We start from the raw sequence: 13,873 nt of genomic DNA, 5'->3' as shown, positions 1-13,873 counted from the left end.
CCTCATTTTTTCTATATGAAAACTATCGTTTATTTATGATACTAGCAACAGTGAATTTTTACTGGTATCCAGCGCCTCGACTTATTAGGGAAGGACGGATGAGCAGCGTCAAGAAAACTTCCACCCGAAAGGCCCAGTCCACACCCTCCGTACCGTCATCCTATCGGGCGCCGGCGCTCGAGAAGGGGCTCGACATCCTGGAACTTCTGGCGCTCCAGTCTGAAGGCCTGATACTCAGCCAGATCGCTCAAAAACTCAACCGATCGGTCCAGGAAGTGTATCGCGTTGTGATGTCGCTGGAGAGGCGCGGCTATGTTTTGCGCGGCCCTGGAGACGACGCTTTTCGACTGTCGCTGAAGCTGTTCGATCTCGCAAGCAATCACCTTCCGATCCGCCGTCTTATCCAGGCGGCTCACCCCGTGCTCGATCGCCTTGCGATGCAGGTGGAACAGGTCGTCATCATTTCGGTCCTCGACGGCTGGACGACGCGCGTCGTCGTGGTCTCTGACAATCCTGCGCCTATCGGCTTCCGCGTCAGACTTGGAACCCAGCGTCCTCTGCTCAAAACCGCCTCGGGCCGCACGCTGATCGCTTTCCAGCCGTCATCCGTGCGCTATTCTCTCGAAGAGGCCCTGGGCGGAGCATTGCGCGAGCGGGGAGAGGACCCGAAGCCGCTGATTGAAAGAATCGCAGACGTCAACCGGCGCGGCTACGAATGCGTCAGCGACGAGACACTGCGTGGAATTACGGACGTAAGTTTTCCGATTGTTGATTCCAGCGGCGAGGCGCAGGCGGCGCTGACCATGCCATACCTTGTCTGGGTGGAAAATGAAGTCCAACTCGCCGAGGCGGAGCAGCGTCTGTTCGAATGCGCCGATACGCTGTCGCGCGAGCTCGGCGGCAGACTGCGCCGTCCCGAATTTCCATTGTCGACCGACTGACCCTCAGGCAAGCGGTGTCCGGGCAAATTTGACGCACATCGGCGTGCCCGTTTCAATCGCCTTACCAGTATCGGTCAATTCGCCGTTCTCTTCATTGCGACGGAAGATCGTAACCCGGTCGGCGTTCTGGTTTGCGGAAAACAGGAAAGCACCGTCCGGGGACAAGCCGAGATTGCGCGGCGTCGCCCCGCCGCATGGCGCGTGACCGACCAAGGCCAGTTTGCCGTTTTCTGCATCGACCGAAAAGACCACCACCGTGTCGTGTCCGCGGTTCGACCCGTAAAGGAACCGGCCGTCCGGCGATATCTGCAGATCGGCGCAATGGTTCTCGACGTCCGGCTGGCTCGCATCGGCGGCCGACTGTATATCCAGCAGGCTCATTGCGCCTGTTTCACCATCGATACGCAGCGAGCAGATTGTCGAGTTCAGTTCATTGATGACGAAGATCAACTTCCCGTCTGGATGCAACGCCAGATGCCGTGGACCGGAGCCAGGCGCCATTTTCAACTCGTCAAGCCGGGAAAGCGATCCGTCCGGATTAAGCCGGTAGGCGATCAGCATGTCCAGACCCAGATCGCAAGCAACGGCGATGCTGCCCGTCTTCAATTCAGTGAGGCTGTGGGCGTGGCTACGTTCCTGACGCTCCGGATCCGGTCCTGTTCCGACATGTGCGATGGCTGAAAGGACGTTTGTCAGGCCTCCGTCGTCGCTCAGTCCAAAAACAACAAGTGATCGGTCGGGGCCGCCGTCGCCCATCGCATAGTTTGATACGAGCAGCTTCGAGCCATCGCGTGTTATCATGTTGTGCGCGGTGATGCTGCCGAGCGTCGCATGCATGTTGATATGGGAGAGCGTGTTCGTTGCGCGATCGAATGCAAGCGCTGTCACCAGACCTTCAGGCCAGCCGAAGATTTCGGAATTGGCATAGATCCGGGAGCCGTCGTCATTCACGGAAAGATAGCTGGGATTGTCGATGCCGCCATATTCGGCGAGCAAGGTCGTTTCCAGAGACTGATCGTCAAAACTGAAGACCGAGAGACCCACGCCGCGCGCGCCCTGGAAGTATGGAGCTTCGCGATTAAGCCCACCGATGAAGACAAGCTGTTTTTTTCTCATGCTTTACACCTCAACACCTCAGATCCATTTCGGGCAAAGTTGCACCAAGCAGTAAGTGATGGCAAAGGCGGCAGTCAACCGATATGCACATTGTCTTTGAACCAGCAGTTCCGCACTGAACTCAGCACTTCAACCAAAGGCCGAATATGCCTCCTGGATTGACGTGTATGGCAAGGTATTGAGGGCTGCCATCCCTTAAAAAAAGTTGAATTCTCACTTATTCTCTGAGCACGTAAGGCGACTTTGACAATCTCTTTGAACGTCAGCAAATCGCCGAAAGCCCAAGCGCACTTGACGGCGAAAAATGGCAGATATTCGCCTTCGGGCTAATGTCGCAATTGGAACAGTGCGGAGCACTTTGTATGTCTGCTTTGCCTTCGAACTGATCAGAAGCCGGAAGTTCCCCTTCCGGCCCCAAGCACGAACCCGCTTCGCGGGAGGGTGCGCGTTGCGAGGGTTTGCTGGTTCCGTCTGAGGCTCTGGGCAGGTAGAGGCTGAGGTCCGAGCATGGAGTTCCTTTCAACAAGAGGAATTTGCCATGACGACCTTTCAGACCGATGCCCCAACCACACCGCTTCGCCAGCGCATGCAGCAAGACATGGTGATGCGGGGTTTGGGATCCCATACACAGCAGGATTATGTTCGACATGTCCGGAACTTTGCCGCTTTCCTCGGGCGTCCTCCCGACACAGCGACCGCTGAGGACATCCGGCATTACCAGTTGCATCAGCATGAGACCGGCGTGGGCCCGGCGACGATCAACAGCACGGTTTCGGCGCTGCGCTTTCTGTTCACGGTGACGCTGAACCGGCGGGATCTGTCGCGAACTCTGGTGATAACCCGTAATCCGCGCAAGCTGCCCGAGGTGCTGAGCGTGGATGAAGCCGCACGTCTGCTCGAGGCGGCACCGGGCATCAAATAGAAGGCGGCGCTCGGTGTCGCCTATGGCGCGGGCTTGCGTGTCTCCGAGGTCGCGCATCTCAAGGTCGACGATATCGACTCGACCCGCATGCTGATCCGCGTCGAACAGGGCAAGGGACGCAAGGACCGCAACGCCATGCTCTCGCCGCAACTCCTGGAACTGTTGCGTCTGTGGTGGCGCGAAGGAAAGCGGCGCGGCGTGATGCTGCCCCATGGCTGGCTGTTTCCGGGACGCAGTTGCACCGATCCGATCTCGTCGCGGCAACTGCATCGCGCAGTGCAGGAAGCGGCCGAGGTCGCCGACATCTTCCGCGCTGCCGGACCCGCCTACCGGGCAACCCATGAAGGACACCTGAGCCTCGCTCAGCTCAAGGTGATGTCGGCGATCGAACATTGCCGCACCGCTGCATTGGGCGGACACGTAGAGGCCTGCGAGGACTGCGGGCACTGGCGCATCGCCTATAACAGCTGCCGCAACCGGCACTGCCCGAAGTGCCAGGGGGCCGCCGCACGCGCGTGGCTCGCGAGCGGGAGGCCGACCTCTTGCCGGTCGGCTACTTCCATGTCGTATTCACGCTGCCCGCCGAGATCGCCGCCATCGCCTTCCAGAACAAGGCGCTGGTCTACGACCTGTTGTTCCGCGCCACGTCGGAGACGATGCTGACGATCGCTGCAGACCCCAAGCATCTCGGCGCCCGCATCGGCATCACCGCGGTGCTGCATAGCTGGGGATCGGCAATGACCCACCATCCCCATGTGCACATGATCGTGCCGGGCGGCGGCATCCCGCTCGACGGAAAGCGCTGGATATCGTCCAGCCCCGTATTCCTGCTGCCGGTGCGGGTGCTTGGCAAGCTGTTCCGCCGCCTGTTCCTGACCCGGCTGATCGCACTTCACGATACAGGCCGGCTCGCCTTCTTCGGATCAATGGCCCAACTGGCGGACCGCGGCGTCTTTCTGCGTCATCTGAAGCCGTACGCAGCAAACGCTGGATCGTCTACGCCAAGCCACCCTTTGCCGGACCGGAAGCGGTGCTGGCCTATCTGTCCCGTTACACCCACAGGGTCGCCATCTCGAACCGGCGTCTCATCGGCTTCGACGAGAACGGGGTCACCTTCCGCTACAAGGACTACCGCCGTGTCAACACCGACCGGCAGCAGGTCATGACCCTCGCCACCGATGAGTTCATTCGTCGCTTCCTGCTCCATGTCCTGCCGCGCGGCTTCCACCGCATTCGCCACTACGGCCTGCTTGCCGGCACCTCTCGCAAAGCCAGCCTCGATCGTGCTCGCGCGTTGCTGAGCGTTGCCCCGGAGCCCGGAACCGATGCATCAGAGGAGCCCGATAAACGGCCATCATGCCCTTGCTGCGGTGGGCACATGATCATCATCGAGACCTTCGCACGCTGGCACCAGCCCCGCGCACCGCCGCACTGCACCGCTTCGAGCCGGGAGACCACGCCATGACCCGGCATGGATTATTCGCTCATTTGGCCGACCCGCAACGGCATCGGCCAACGGGACGGCTTGTGCATTGCAAAAAGAGAATGGCTCTCAGCAATCCAAAGCCGCTTGAGGTCCCCGCGACCAGCGCTGCGGCCACACCTGAAAATCCCAGGCTTGCCCCGCTATACCCACCATGTGGTGCTGTTCGGAACTACCCCAGACCTGCCTCGAAAAACAAATCCCCATAGCCTGAAATGCGCCGACCGCGGGTTCCTGCATGAGAGGGTTTCGTACGCCTGACGGCATCCGAAACCCTTAGCCATTCAAGCCGTTCAGCGAAGAACGCGCTGATCCTGCAAGCCTCTGTCCGGTCTTCATTGACAGCTTGCTCGCACGACCGGTCGACAACGAGCGACGGTACGACAACGAACATCGCGGTCCCGGCTACCAGATCGCTTGACGTATCCGGATGCGGAGAACAAGGTCGCGTCCAACCAGGCCACACGGGTTAAACCGCCTGATATTGGCTCCGGGGCTACTGCGTGGCAAAGAGAACTTCCAGCCTTCACAGCATCGCCGTTTCTCCATGCTGCGGCCTGATGCACGCGGCCTTTCTTCGGTCGTCGATGCGATTCAATGAGGGCCTTCTCGCTTCGCAATCGGAGACGACTCGCGAACAACGGGGGGCAAACGGGCAGCCGGGTGGTGGCGAAAGATAGCTCGGAACCGAGCCGGCGAGCGGAACGAGTTTGTCGCGCCGTGACGGGTCGAGCGGAGGGACAGCATCAAGCAATGCCCTGGTGTAGGGATGCGCAGGCGAACCGAACACGGACCCGACAGGCCCGCTCTCGACGAGTCTTCCGAAATACATGACGATGACGTCATCGGCGATGCTCTCGACGGTCGCGAGGCTGTGGGAGATCAACAGATAGCCGAGACCCCGGCTTTCCTGGAGATCGCGAAGCAGGTTGAGGATCTGTGCCTGTACGGAGACATCGAGCGCGGCCGTCGGCTCGTCCAGGAGCAGGATGTCAGGATCGAGCGCCAAGGCGCGGGCGATTCCGACACGCTGCCGCTGGCCTCCGGACAGTTCATGCGGATATCGCTCCGCGTGTTGCGGCGACATGCCGACATCCGCGAGATGGCTTTCGATTGCACCTTGAATGGTGACCCGATCTCGGAAACCGGCCTGGTACAGCGCTTCGGCAAGCGTGTCGCGAACCCGCATGCGGGGATTTAGAGAGGAATACGGGTTTTGAAACACCATACCGAGAGGCCTGCGACCCCTGCCCCGCTCGGAAGCATATGACAGACCGATATGTCCTCCATCCCGCTCGATAAGGCCAAGTATGGCCTTTGCCACCGTACTCTTGCCACACCCCGATTCACCGACAAGGGCCAGTGTCCGGCCAGCCTCCACCGAGAAACTGACACCGTCGACAGCGCGCACGACGCCATGCGGTGTTTGGTAGTGCTTGACGAGATTTTCGACATCCAGACGCACTGTGTTCATGGGAAAATATCCTCGCGAGCAGTCACCTCGTCGATCCTGTGCGGATGATGGCAAGCCGCGGCATGGCCGGGCTCGTGTGAAAGCAGCAGTGGACGGACCTCGCGGCAAAGTTCGGTCGCGCGTTCGCAGCGTGGTGCGAAGAGGCAACCGGGGCGCCTGTCGGTGAGTTCCGGAACGCGGCCCGGAATGTTCGGCAGTGTCGCGCGGCCCCGACCAAGCACCGGAGCGGTTGCCAAAAGTTTGCGCGTGTAGGGGTGCATGGCGTTCGCGAACAGTTCGGTACACCACGCTGTCTCGACGATCGTTCCTGCGTACATGACCGCGACCCGATCGCACAGGGCTGCGACCACACCGAGATCGTGGGTAATAAAGAGAATTGAGAGATTGCGCTGCCGCGCCAGTTCGCGCAGCAGGACAAGGATCTGGGCCTGCACCGTAACGTCCAGTGCGGTCGTCGGCTCGTCAGCGAGGAGCACCTCCGGCTCGCAGCTCAGGGCCATCGCGATCATCGCGCGCTGAAGCTGTCCGCCTGACAGCTGATGGGGGTATTTGCCGACCATCAGCCCGGGATCCGGCAGGTTCATGTCTGCGAGGTTTTGCGTCACGACATCCACGGCATCGCGATGAGAAAGACCGCGGTTCAGACTGACCACATCGCTAAGCTGTCGCCCAAGCGTGAAATACGGATTGAGGGATTTCGTCGCGTCCTGGAAGATCATGGCGCAGCGTCTCCCGCGAACCTCGCGGAGCCGGTCGGCAGGTGCGCCGATGACCTCGAAATCCCCTATCCTGATCTGCCCTGAAACGCGGCTGTCGGCAGGCGCGAAGCCAAGGGCCGCGAGCGCGCTCAACGACTTGCCGGATCCCGATTCTCCAACAAGGCCGACTATTTCGCCATGGCCGACGCTGAGAGTTACGTCGCGGATGAGGGGCAAGGGTCCCGCAGGACCGGGTACGTCGATCTTCAATCCGCGAAAGTCGAGGGCCGGGGACGTCATCGGGTGCTGCTCCCGCGCGGGTCCAGCAGATCCCGCAAACCGTCGCCGATGAGGTTGATCGACAGTACGGTCACGAAGATAGCGAGGCCGGGAAACGTGACCGTCCACCAGAAATCCATGAACAGGGAACGCGCCTGCGAGGCCATCAATCCCCATTCGATCTGGGGCGGCTGGGCGCCAATGCCGATGAAGCTCAGCGAGGCTGCAGCGAGTATTGTGTAACTGAAGTCAAGGGACCCCTGCACAATGATCGGCGTCATCGCATTGGGAACGATGTGGCGCACCATAACGCGGCCGTGTGAGACACCCATCGCACGCGCGGCGTCCACATACAGTTCACTCCTTATGCGCAGAACGGAGGAACGCATGATGCGCGCGTACCATGGGAACCACGAAATCGCCAGCGCGATCATCGCATTCAAAAGGCCGGTGCCAATGGCGGCGGTTATCGCGATCGGCAAGAGGAGCGGTGGAAATGCGAGAAACACATCGCAACCGCGCATCATGAAAGCATCCGTCTTGCCGCCAAAGTAACCGGCCAGTAGCCCGAGGGGAGCACCGATCGCAATTGCCAGAGCGGTGACGATCGCTCCGATCAGAAGCGAGGTGCGGGCGCCATAGACGACGCGCGAGAAGATGTCCCTTCCAAGGTTGTCGGTACCGAACAAATGCTCCGCCGACGGTCCAACGAGCTTGTCCGCAAAGTTGATGGCGACCGGATCATGGGTCGCGATAAACGGGGCGAACAAAGCGCAGGCCACGATCGTGGCGAGCCCGGCGATGCCGAACGCGAACAGCGGTCGCCGGCGCAGGAAGGCGGCAAGGCCTCGGGGCTGGATCATGGCCGGGTCATGTGCCGACATATCGCTCATGTGTTGCGCAGCCTCGGATCGACGGCGTGGTAAAGTAGATCCACGACGAGGTTGATGAGAAGATAGGAGGCAGCGAGCACCGTCGTGACGCCGACCGTGGCGGGAAAGTCGTTCCGCGAAATGGAGCGAACGAGATAACCGCCGAGACCCGGCCAGTCGAATATGAACTCGACGACGACCGTACCCCCCAGCATGTAGCCATAGGTGAGGCCGGCAACCGTGATGAGCGGGATAAGCGTCGCCCGAAGCGCGTAGCGATAGTGGACGTATGATGCGCGAACGCCATAGGCATGAGCTGTTCGGATGTATTCTTCCTCCAGCACTTCCATCATCATGTTGCGGGTAATTCGCGTCACCAGCGGAAGCGTCGAAAGCGTCAGTGTTGCGACCGGCAGTACGAGATGCGCCAGGGCGTCGAAGAATGTGCTCCAGGATCCGGCGATTAGGCTGTCGATGACGTAAAGACCCGTCCGCGGCTCAAACGAGCCATCAAAGAGCAAACTGCTCGAAAGCCGTCCCTGCAGAGGAAACCAGCCGAGCTGCCCTTCGAACAACATCTGCAGCAGGATACCGACCATGAATACCGGCAAGGCGGCGCCGGCGATGGAGACCGCCCTGACAAACTGGTCGGCCGGCTTCTCGCGGTTCACAGCGGAGATTACGCCGAGAGGAATGCCGATCAGCAGGACCAGAACCATGGAGGTGAATGTGAGTTCCAATGTCGCACCGGCTCGTTGCCCGATGTCTTCTATCACCGGCCGGCCGGTGCTGAGGCTCTTCCCGAAATCTCCCCGGGCGGCGTCGACGAGAAAAGACAGATATTGAACGGGCAGGCTTTTATCCAGACCGAGCTCGATCTTGGCTGCTTCGATCTCCTCGGCGGTCGGCCGATATCCAATCATCATTTCCACCGGGGAACCCGGCAGCACGCGGCTCAGGAAAAAGGTGATGGTGATCACCCCTGCAAGGATGATCACCAGCATCAACAGACGACGCCCGATGTAGCTGCCAAGTGTCATCGTGCGCCCTTCCAGCTTTCCGGTCAGTCAGCCCGGTGCAGTTCATAGGCGAATATGGTCTCGTAGGCCGGATTGTATTCGACACCTTCGACATCGGCACGATAAACAACGGCTTGCTTCAGGTCGACGAGGCACATCGCAACGGCGTCCTCATGAAGCTTACCCTGGGCATCGGCAAATTTCTGAGCGGCCGCCTCCGGATCGGTTCCCTGCAACCCGGTGGCCTCATCGAGGAGCTTGTCGAAATCGGCGTTCGAATAGTACGAAAAGTTGAAGAGGGTTGGATCTTCGGAACGCCAGAGGGTTGTCAGCCACCCGGTCGGAGAGGCCCAGTCCGCCCACCAGACCATCGCAAACATATTGCCTGATGTTTCGAGCGTGCGCTGCTTGTCCCACATGACGCCCCATTCGCCGTTCTGAATATCGACGGTGACCCCGACCTGGGCGGCGAGAGCCTGGAACATCTCAGCGATCTCCATGATTCCCTCCCGGCCGTTATAGGCGTAGTAGTTCACCTTCCAGTCCTTCTCGGGAATGCCGGATTCTTCGAGGAGTTGTCGGGCTGTCTCAGGATCAAAGCTTGGCAGGTCAAACTGTCCCGACCCGGCGATCGACTGCGGCAGGCAGGATTTTGGAACAGACCCGGTTCCGGGGAAGATGCTTTCGGCAATCGCAGCGTAGTCCATGAGATAGGTGAGCGCCTCACGGAATTTCAGGTTATCGGTGGGGTATTTTTGGGTGTTGATCGAGAGCGGTATGTTCAACCAACTGTCGAAAATATCGACCTTGAGTTCCTGGTCCTGAGATAGCGTATCCAGAAGGTTGGGCGGCGGCGATATCATGAGGTCGCCCTCTCCCCCGCGCAGCATCTGAACCTGTGTCGACACCTCCTGTACGAAACGAACAACGACCCGATCAAAATGGTCGCCTGTCCAGCCTCCCCAATAGTCATCGAACTTTTCCAGCACCGCCTGTTGGGACCTGCTGTAATCGGCGAGTCGATACGGCCCCGTGCCGGCCTCGTTTCCGTTTGCAAACCATTCGGGGCCCTTCTCGGTCGCCGTCGGTGAAACGATGAACGCGCCGTATTGCGACGACGCGATCAGATCGAGCGGCATGGGTTTTTCGGTTTTCATCAGAAGCGTCGTGGAGTCAGGCGCCTCTATGGAAGTTACACCGGACCAGATATAAGATGCTCCCTTGCCCATCTTCATCGTCCGGTCGATCGAAGATTTCGCCGCCTCGGCGTCAAAAGGCGTGCCGTCATGGAAGGTAACGCCTTCGCGCAGCTTGAACGTCCAGGTCAGACCATCGTCACTGACGGACCAACTCGTTGCCAGAAGAGGATCCGCCTTTCCGGCCGCCGGATCGAATCGAGTCAACGTCTCATAGACATTGAGAAGTGTGCGAACCTCGGTGGAATAAATAACGGCGGGATCCCATTCCTTGATGTCGTTGGAAAAGACGTAGGTAATCTGGTTGGCGTCATCCCTGGACATGGCCGTCGAAGTCGACATTATCGTCGCCGAACAGACGGCAAGCATTGCAAACACAAATTTTTTCGACAGCATATTTCTCTCTCCTTGAAACGGTAACTAACGAGCCGTCACCCGGGCGTCTCCGCCCTCGGACTGGCTGATCTCGAGCAGGCGAGCGACGTCGCTCAGGCTCACCTGAAGATATTGCTTGATCGATTGCTCCACGGCGTCGGCGTCGCGCTCCTCAAATGCGGCGATGATGGCGGGCGCGTAGGCGCTGAAGAATTCACGGGTGGCCGCCGGATCGTCCCGAGCGTTCACCGCGGCGTGAACCTGGCGCAGTTCCCACACGAGGTCGTCGTAAGCTTGGAGGAACCGTCCGTTGCCGGACGCCGTGAAGATCACGCGATGAAAATTGAAGATCAGATCGAGCAGATCGAGCTCGGCCAGGTCGGTCGCAGCATAAGCCTCATCCGCCCTCGCCTTGAGGTCCTTGATGTCGGCGGAAGTCATCTTGATTACGGCAAGTCTGGCTGCCGCGATCTGAATGCACTCACGGTACTGATAAAGTCCTTCGACATCGGCAAGCTCGTATCTCTTGATGAAAAAGCCGCGTCGCGGTTGGAAACGAAGCAGGCCCCGCTTCTCAAGCTGGCGGGCAGCCTCCCGAACCGGCCCCCGGCTGACGCCGAGCTGGCGGGCTATTGGCGCTTCAGGCAGTCGTTCATGGGCAGAGTACGCTCCCGATAATATCAGACGGAGAAGCTCCTCCCGGACCTGGTCCACCAGGTTGACCGGGACGAGCCGCTCGATGTGGGCTTTTCCCTCCCAGCTTGAATCATCCGAAACCATGCCTTCGCTCCGTTTGTCACTTTCATAAGAAATCATGCTATGCTATTTGCAAACTGTCAACAGTTTTCAGTTAGCAAATAAAAATGCACGTTAGGTGAAGGGAAATCGCGATGACCGGAGTTGAGGATAAATCGGGCCAATCGATCTTTGACGGGCGCGGGGCCACGAGAAGCAGCGATATTGGAGAGTTCGCGCCGCGCGATCCCAACCAAAGCCCCCGTTTTGCTGAAGTCGCGACTTTCATGCGCGCCCGCAGCCTATCACTGGGAGAGGCGTCGCTGGTCGATGTCGGAATCGTCGGGATGCCGTTCGATCTCGGAACGCATTATCGGTCCGGCAGTCGGCATGCGCCTGCAGCCGTACGCGAAGCGTCGCGTGTTCTGCGGGACTGGAACGGGCACACCGGCGTCGCGCCGTTCAAAACGGCGCGCATCGCCGACCTCGGCGATGTTCCGGTGCACCCTGTGGATTTCAATGCAAGCCTCGAAGCGGGCACCGACATGTTTTCCGAGGTGAAGAAGGCCGGTGTACGGCCGCTCGCTTTAGGTGGCGACCATACAGTGTCGCTTCCTATCTTGCGAGCGCTCGCTGCTGACGGGCAGTTAGGCATGGTCCACTTCGACGCCCACAGCGATACGGCGGATTCGATTCGCGGTTCGAAGATCAATAATTCCACGCCTTTCAGGCGAGCCGTCGAAGAGTCCCTCATCGATCCGAAGCGGACGATACAAATCGGGCTGCGCAGCCAAATCAGCAGCGAAGACGAGTACGAATGGGCTCGTGATGTCGGAATGACGCTTATCACGATGGACGATTTTGAGGGGCGCGGCCGATCGGCGATCATTGAGAAAACAAGAGAGATTATTGCCGACGGTCAGACCTATATCTCGTTTGATATCGACTCGCTCGACTCCGTATATTGTCCTGGAACCGGGGTACCGGAGCCTGGCGGATTTTCCATGCGGGATGCGATGGTGATGCTGCGGAGTCTGAGGGGAGCCGACATCGTCGGCGCGGATATAGTGGAGATATCACCGTCGCTGGACATCTCCGGCATTACCGCACTGCATGGCGCGCATCTCGGCTTCGAGATTCTCTGTCTGCTTGCAGAGGCATCCCGGCAGGGCTCTGCCTGAAACTCAATCCGATACGTATCCGAATGATGCAATTACGGAGGCGCCCGCTTGGGATCGGACGCAGGCCGAGTGGTGTGGAACGTAACATACACATTGGGGCAGGGGCGACAGACCAGAGTCCGCTTTCGCAATATCAAGTGTCAAAGCCGCCTGACTGCAACCGGCCCCATCTCGCATGGCCTCAACTCAACTTAACAGTGATATATGTCAATAGGATCTGCGGTCAGACAACGTGGGGAAGCGGTGAGTGGATAATTGGTTTTCCTGCCCCTATTCGTAAAGCTCTCATCTCGCCTCGATCAGCCTCATAACCACCTGTGCTTGAAAGCTATCGCTTATTGGATGCCGTCATGCGCTTCTATGTTAGCAGTCAGAACCGTATGTTTTAGTTATCGCTCACTTACCAGAACTTCACGGTCGATCAATGAAGTCTTCAGGCTGATCGGCGAACGATAAGTTCCGGCATAAATGTCCTGCTGCCAGCTTCATCTTTTTCTCCTGCAATCAAAGAGTGGAAAAGCAGCGCCGCGTGTTCGCCGACTTCTCGGATCGGATAGGCTACCGTTGTCAAAGGCGTAGAGAGGACTTGGGCTAGTCTCGTATCGTTGAAACCGGCGACGGCCATGTCTTCGGGAACCCTGAGTCCACGTTCTCTCAGGGCTTCGATTACGCCGATTGCTATGGCGTCGTTGTGGGCGAAAATCGCGGTTGGCCTTTCCTCGCAATCAAAAACCAGATCAAGCGCTTTTTTACCTGCCGTCGGCGTCGCTTCAGCCGTGTATATCGGCTTTGTCACCTCCCTGACGCCCAAGTCGGCGCAGATCTTGGAAAACCCCTGGGCGCGCAGTTTAAAGGTCGTGGCGAGGGGAGGGCCCTGAACCTGGCAGACAAGCTTGTGTCCGCGCTCCACGAGATGACGCGCCACCATGGCGCCGCCCTCGCGGTCGTCGCACAGCGCCGAAGGAAGGTTAAGAGCGGCGAGCGTTCTGATTGCGAGGATAACCGGAACTTCGCGTGAGGCGTCTTCCAGCGCCCGCTCATCGGCTTCTGTCGAAGCAAGCGAAATTATTGCATCGACCCGCCGCGAAAGAAAGGTTTCAATCAACCGGCTGGCCGCATTCGGCTTGTCGCGAGTCTCCGCGATCAGGGGTGTGGTCACGGGTACTCCGTCCACATTCAGTGAGGCGATCAACGTTCGGATGACATTTATGAAGGTCTCGTTTTCGAGGTCCGCGACCAATACGCCGATCGTCTGAGACCTTCCTCGGCGCAATGACGCAGCCGTCAGATCCGGACGATATCCAGCGTCGATCGCCATTCGCCGGACTTTCTCGCGTGTCTCTGGAGCGACGAGATGCGCTTTGTCCTGGCTCAAAGCGCGCGAGATAGTGGACCTGTCAACTCCCAAACGCTGGGCGAGCTCCTTCATACTCGGTCGTCTCATCTGCTGTTGTCCTCCCCGCTGCGCCGGTCCCCGCCAGCATCGGTCGTTCTGCCCACATATCAAATGACATGAATATCTTTGGCAATCATACAATAGCTGCACGAGAAATTATGCAATCGATTGATAATTGATATTGCA

The 13,873-nt window shown here is 59.0% G+C and carries 11 protein-coding genes and 2 pseudogenes; 5 read left to right on the top strand and 8 right to left on the bottom strand.

Going from position 1 to position 13,873, the window contains the following annotated elements; genetic code table 11:
• The first annotated feature begins 98 nt into the window (after positions 1-98).
• Positions 99-941 carry an IclR family transcriptional regulator gene (locus K1W69_RS10260; protein ID WP_220228267.1) on the top strand — a complete coding sequence of 281 codons (843 nt, stop codon included), beginning with the start codon at positions 99-101 and terminating at the stop codon, positions 939-941.
• Between the two features lie 3 nt (positions 942-944).
• On the opposite strand, the gene K1W69_RS10255 is transcribed toward K1W69_RS10260, so the two are convergent.
• A complete protein-coding gene (locus K1W69_RS10255; RefSeq protein WP_220228266.1) occupies positions 945-2,057 on the bottom strand; it encodes a lactonase family protein in 1,113 nt (370 codons plus the stop codon).
• 538 nt (positions 2,058-2,595) lie between these two features.
• On the opposite strand from K1W69_RS10255, the gene K1W69_RS27015 reads away from it, so the two are divergent.
• The 3 genes and pseudogenes from K1W69_RS27015 to K1W69_RS10245 all read left to right on the top strand — a co-directional run bounded on the left by K1W69_RS27015 (position 2,596) and on the right by K1W69_RS10245 (position 4,444).
• Complete coding sequence (locus K1W69_RS27015) at positions 2,596-2,979, top strand: phage integrase N-terminal SAM-like domain-containing protein (RefSeq protein ID WP_258570978.1); 384 nt, start codon at positions 2,596-2,598, stop codon at positions 2,977-2,979.
• Between the two features lie 33 nt (positions 2,980-3,012).
• Positions 3,013-3,231 (top strand): annotated as a pseudogene (locus K1W69_RS27010) (tyrosine-type recombinase/integrase); the annotation flags it as partial.
• Positions 3,232-3,255: 24 nt separating this feature from the next.
• Positions 3,256-4,444 (top strand): annotated as a pseudogene (locus K1W69_RS10245) (IS91 family transposase).
• 544 nt (positions 4,445-4,988) lie between these two features.
• On the opposite strand, the gene K1W69_RS10240 reads toward K1W69_RS10245, so the two are convergent.
• Genes K1W69_RS10240 through K1W69_RS10215 form a run of 6 tightly spaced genes read right to left on the bottom strand, consistent with a single transcriptional unit; the run spans position 4,989 to position 11,155 of the window.
• Positions 4,989-5,936, bottom strand: a complete 948-nt coding sequence (locus K1W69_RS10240) for an ABC transporter ATP-binding protein (protein WP_220228265.1) — start codon at positions 5,934-5,936, stop codon at positions 4,989-4,991.
• The gene (locus K1W69_RS10235; RefSeq protein WP_220228264.1) at positions 5,933-6,934 is read right to left on the bottom strand and encodes an ABC transporter ATP-binding protein; all 1,002 of its coding nucleotides are present in this window, start codon (positions 6,932-6,934) and stop codon (positions 5,933-5,935) included. The genes K1W69_RS10240 and K1W69_RS10235 overlap by 4 nt, the downstream gene beginning before the upstream one ends.
• The gene (locus K1W69_RS10230) at positions 6,931-7,806 is read right to left on the bottom strand and encodes an ABC transporter permease (RefSeq protein ID WP_258570977.1); all 876 of its coding nucleotides are present in this window, start codon (positions 7,804-7,806) and stop codon (positions 6,931-6,933) included. Before K1W69_RS10230 ends, K1W69_RS10235 begins: the two co-directional genes overlap by 4 nt.
• Positions 7,803-8,825: an ABC transporter permease gene (locus K1W69_RS10225; RefSeq protein WP_220228263.1), complete on the bottom strand. Its 1,023-nt coding sequence runs from the start codon at positions 8,823-8,825 to the stop codon at positions 7,803-7,805. Before K1W69_RS10225 ends, K1W69_RS10230 begins: the two co-directional genes overlap by 4 nt.
• A 23-nt stretch (positions 8,826-8,848) precedes the next feature.
• Positions 8,849-10,396, bottom strand: a complete 1,548-nt coding sequence (locus K1W69_RS10220) for an ABC transporter substrate-binding protein (protein WP_220228262.1) — start codon at positions 10,394-10,396, stop codon at positions 8,849-8,851.
• A 24-nt stretch (positions 10,397-10,420) separates the two neighbouring features.
• Positions 10,421-11,155: a GntR family transcriptional regulator gene (locus K1W69_RS10215; RefSeq protein ID WP_220228261.1), complete on the bottom strand. Its 735-nt coding sequence runs from the start codon at positions 11,153-11,155 to the stop codon at positions 10,421-10,423.
• Between the two features lie 110 nt (positions 11,156-11,265).
• Here K1W69_RS10215 and speB point away from each other — a divergent pair, with 110 nt between their 5' ends.
• The gene (speB, locus tag K1W69_RS10210) at positions 11,266-12,291 is read left to right on the top strand and encodes an agmatinase (RefSeq protein WP_220228260.1); all 1,026 of its coding nucleotides are present in this window, start codon (positions 11,266-11,268) and stop codon (positions 12,289-12,291) included.
• A 433-nt stretch (positions 12,292-12,724) separates the two neighbouring features.
• On the opposite strand, the gene K1W69_RS10205 is transcribed toward speB, so the two are convergent.
• Positions 12,725-13,735: a LacI family DNA-binding transcriptional regulator gene (locus tag K1W69_RS10205; RefSeq protein WP_220228259.1), complete on the bottom strand. Its 1,011-nt coding sequence runs from the start codon at positions 13,733-13,735 to the stop codon at positions 12,725-12,727.
• Positions 13,736-13,873: the final 138 nt, after the last annotated feature.

Source organism: Flavimaribacter sediminis (assembly GCF_019492055.1).
Taxonomy (GTDB): Bacteria; Pseudomonadota; Alphaproteobacteria; order Rhizobiales; family Rhizobiaceae; genus Flavimaribacter; species Flavimaribacter sediminis.
This window is presented reverse-complemented; position numbering and strand designations above follow the sequence as displayed.

Bases quoted from the DNA above. Each gene is read 5' to 3' on its own strand.
- K1W69_RS10260 (WP_220228267.1), top strand. From the start codon at position 99: ATGAGCAGCGTCAAGAAAACTTCCACCCGAAAGGCCCAGTCCACACCC.
- K1W69_RS10255 (WP_220228266.1), bottom strand. From the start codon at position 2,057: ATGAGAAAAAAACAGCTTGTCTTCATCGGTGGGCTTAATCGCGAAGCT.
- K1W69_RS27015 (WP_258570978.1), top strand. From the start codon at position 2,596: ATGACGACCTTTCAGACCGATGCCCCAACCACACCGCTTCGCCAGCGC.
- K1W69_RS10240 (WP_220228265.1), bottom strand. From the start codon at position 5,936: ATGAACACAGTGCGTCTGGATGTCGAAAATCTCGTCAAGCACTACCAA.
- K1W69_RS10235 (WP_220228264.1), bottom strand. From the start codon at position 6,934: ATGACGTCCCCGGCCCTCGACTTTCGCGGATTGAAGATCGACGTACCC.
- K1W69_RS10230 (WP_258570977.1), bottom strand. From the start codon at position 7,806: ATGAGCGATATGTCGGCACATGACCCGGCCATGATCCAGCCCCGAGGC.
- K1W69_RS10225 (WP_220228263.1), bottom strand. From the start codon at position 8,825: ATGACACTTGGCAGCTACATCGGGCGTCGTCTGTTGATGCTGGTGATC.
- K1W69_RS10220 (WP_220228262.1), bottom strand. From the start codon at position 10,396: ATGCTGTCGAAAAAATTTGTGTTTGCAATGCTTGCCGTCTGTTCGGCG.
- K1W69_RS10215 (WP_220228261.1), bottom strand. From the start codon at position 11,155: ATGGTTTCGGATGATTCAAGCTGGGAGGGAAAAGCCCACATCGAGCGG.
- speB (WP_220228260.1), top strand. From the start codon at position 11,266: ATGACCGGAGTTGAGGATAAATCGGGCCAATCGATCTTTGACGGGCGC.
- K1W69_RS10205 (WP_220228259.1), bottom strand. From the start codon at position 13,735: ATGAGACGACCGAGTATGAAGGAGCTCGCCCAGCGTTTGGGAGTTGAC.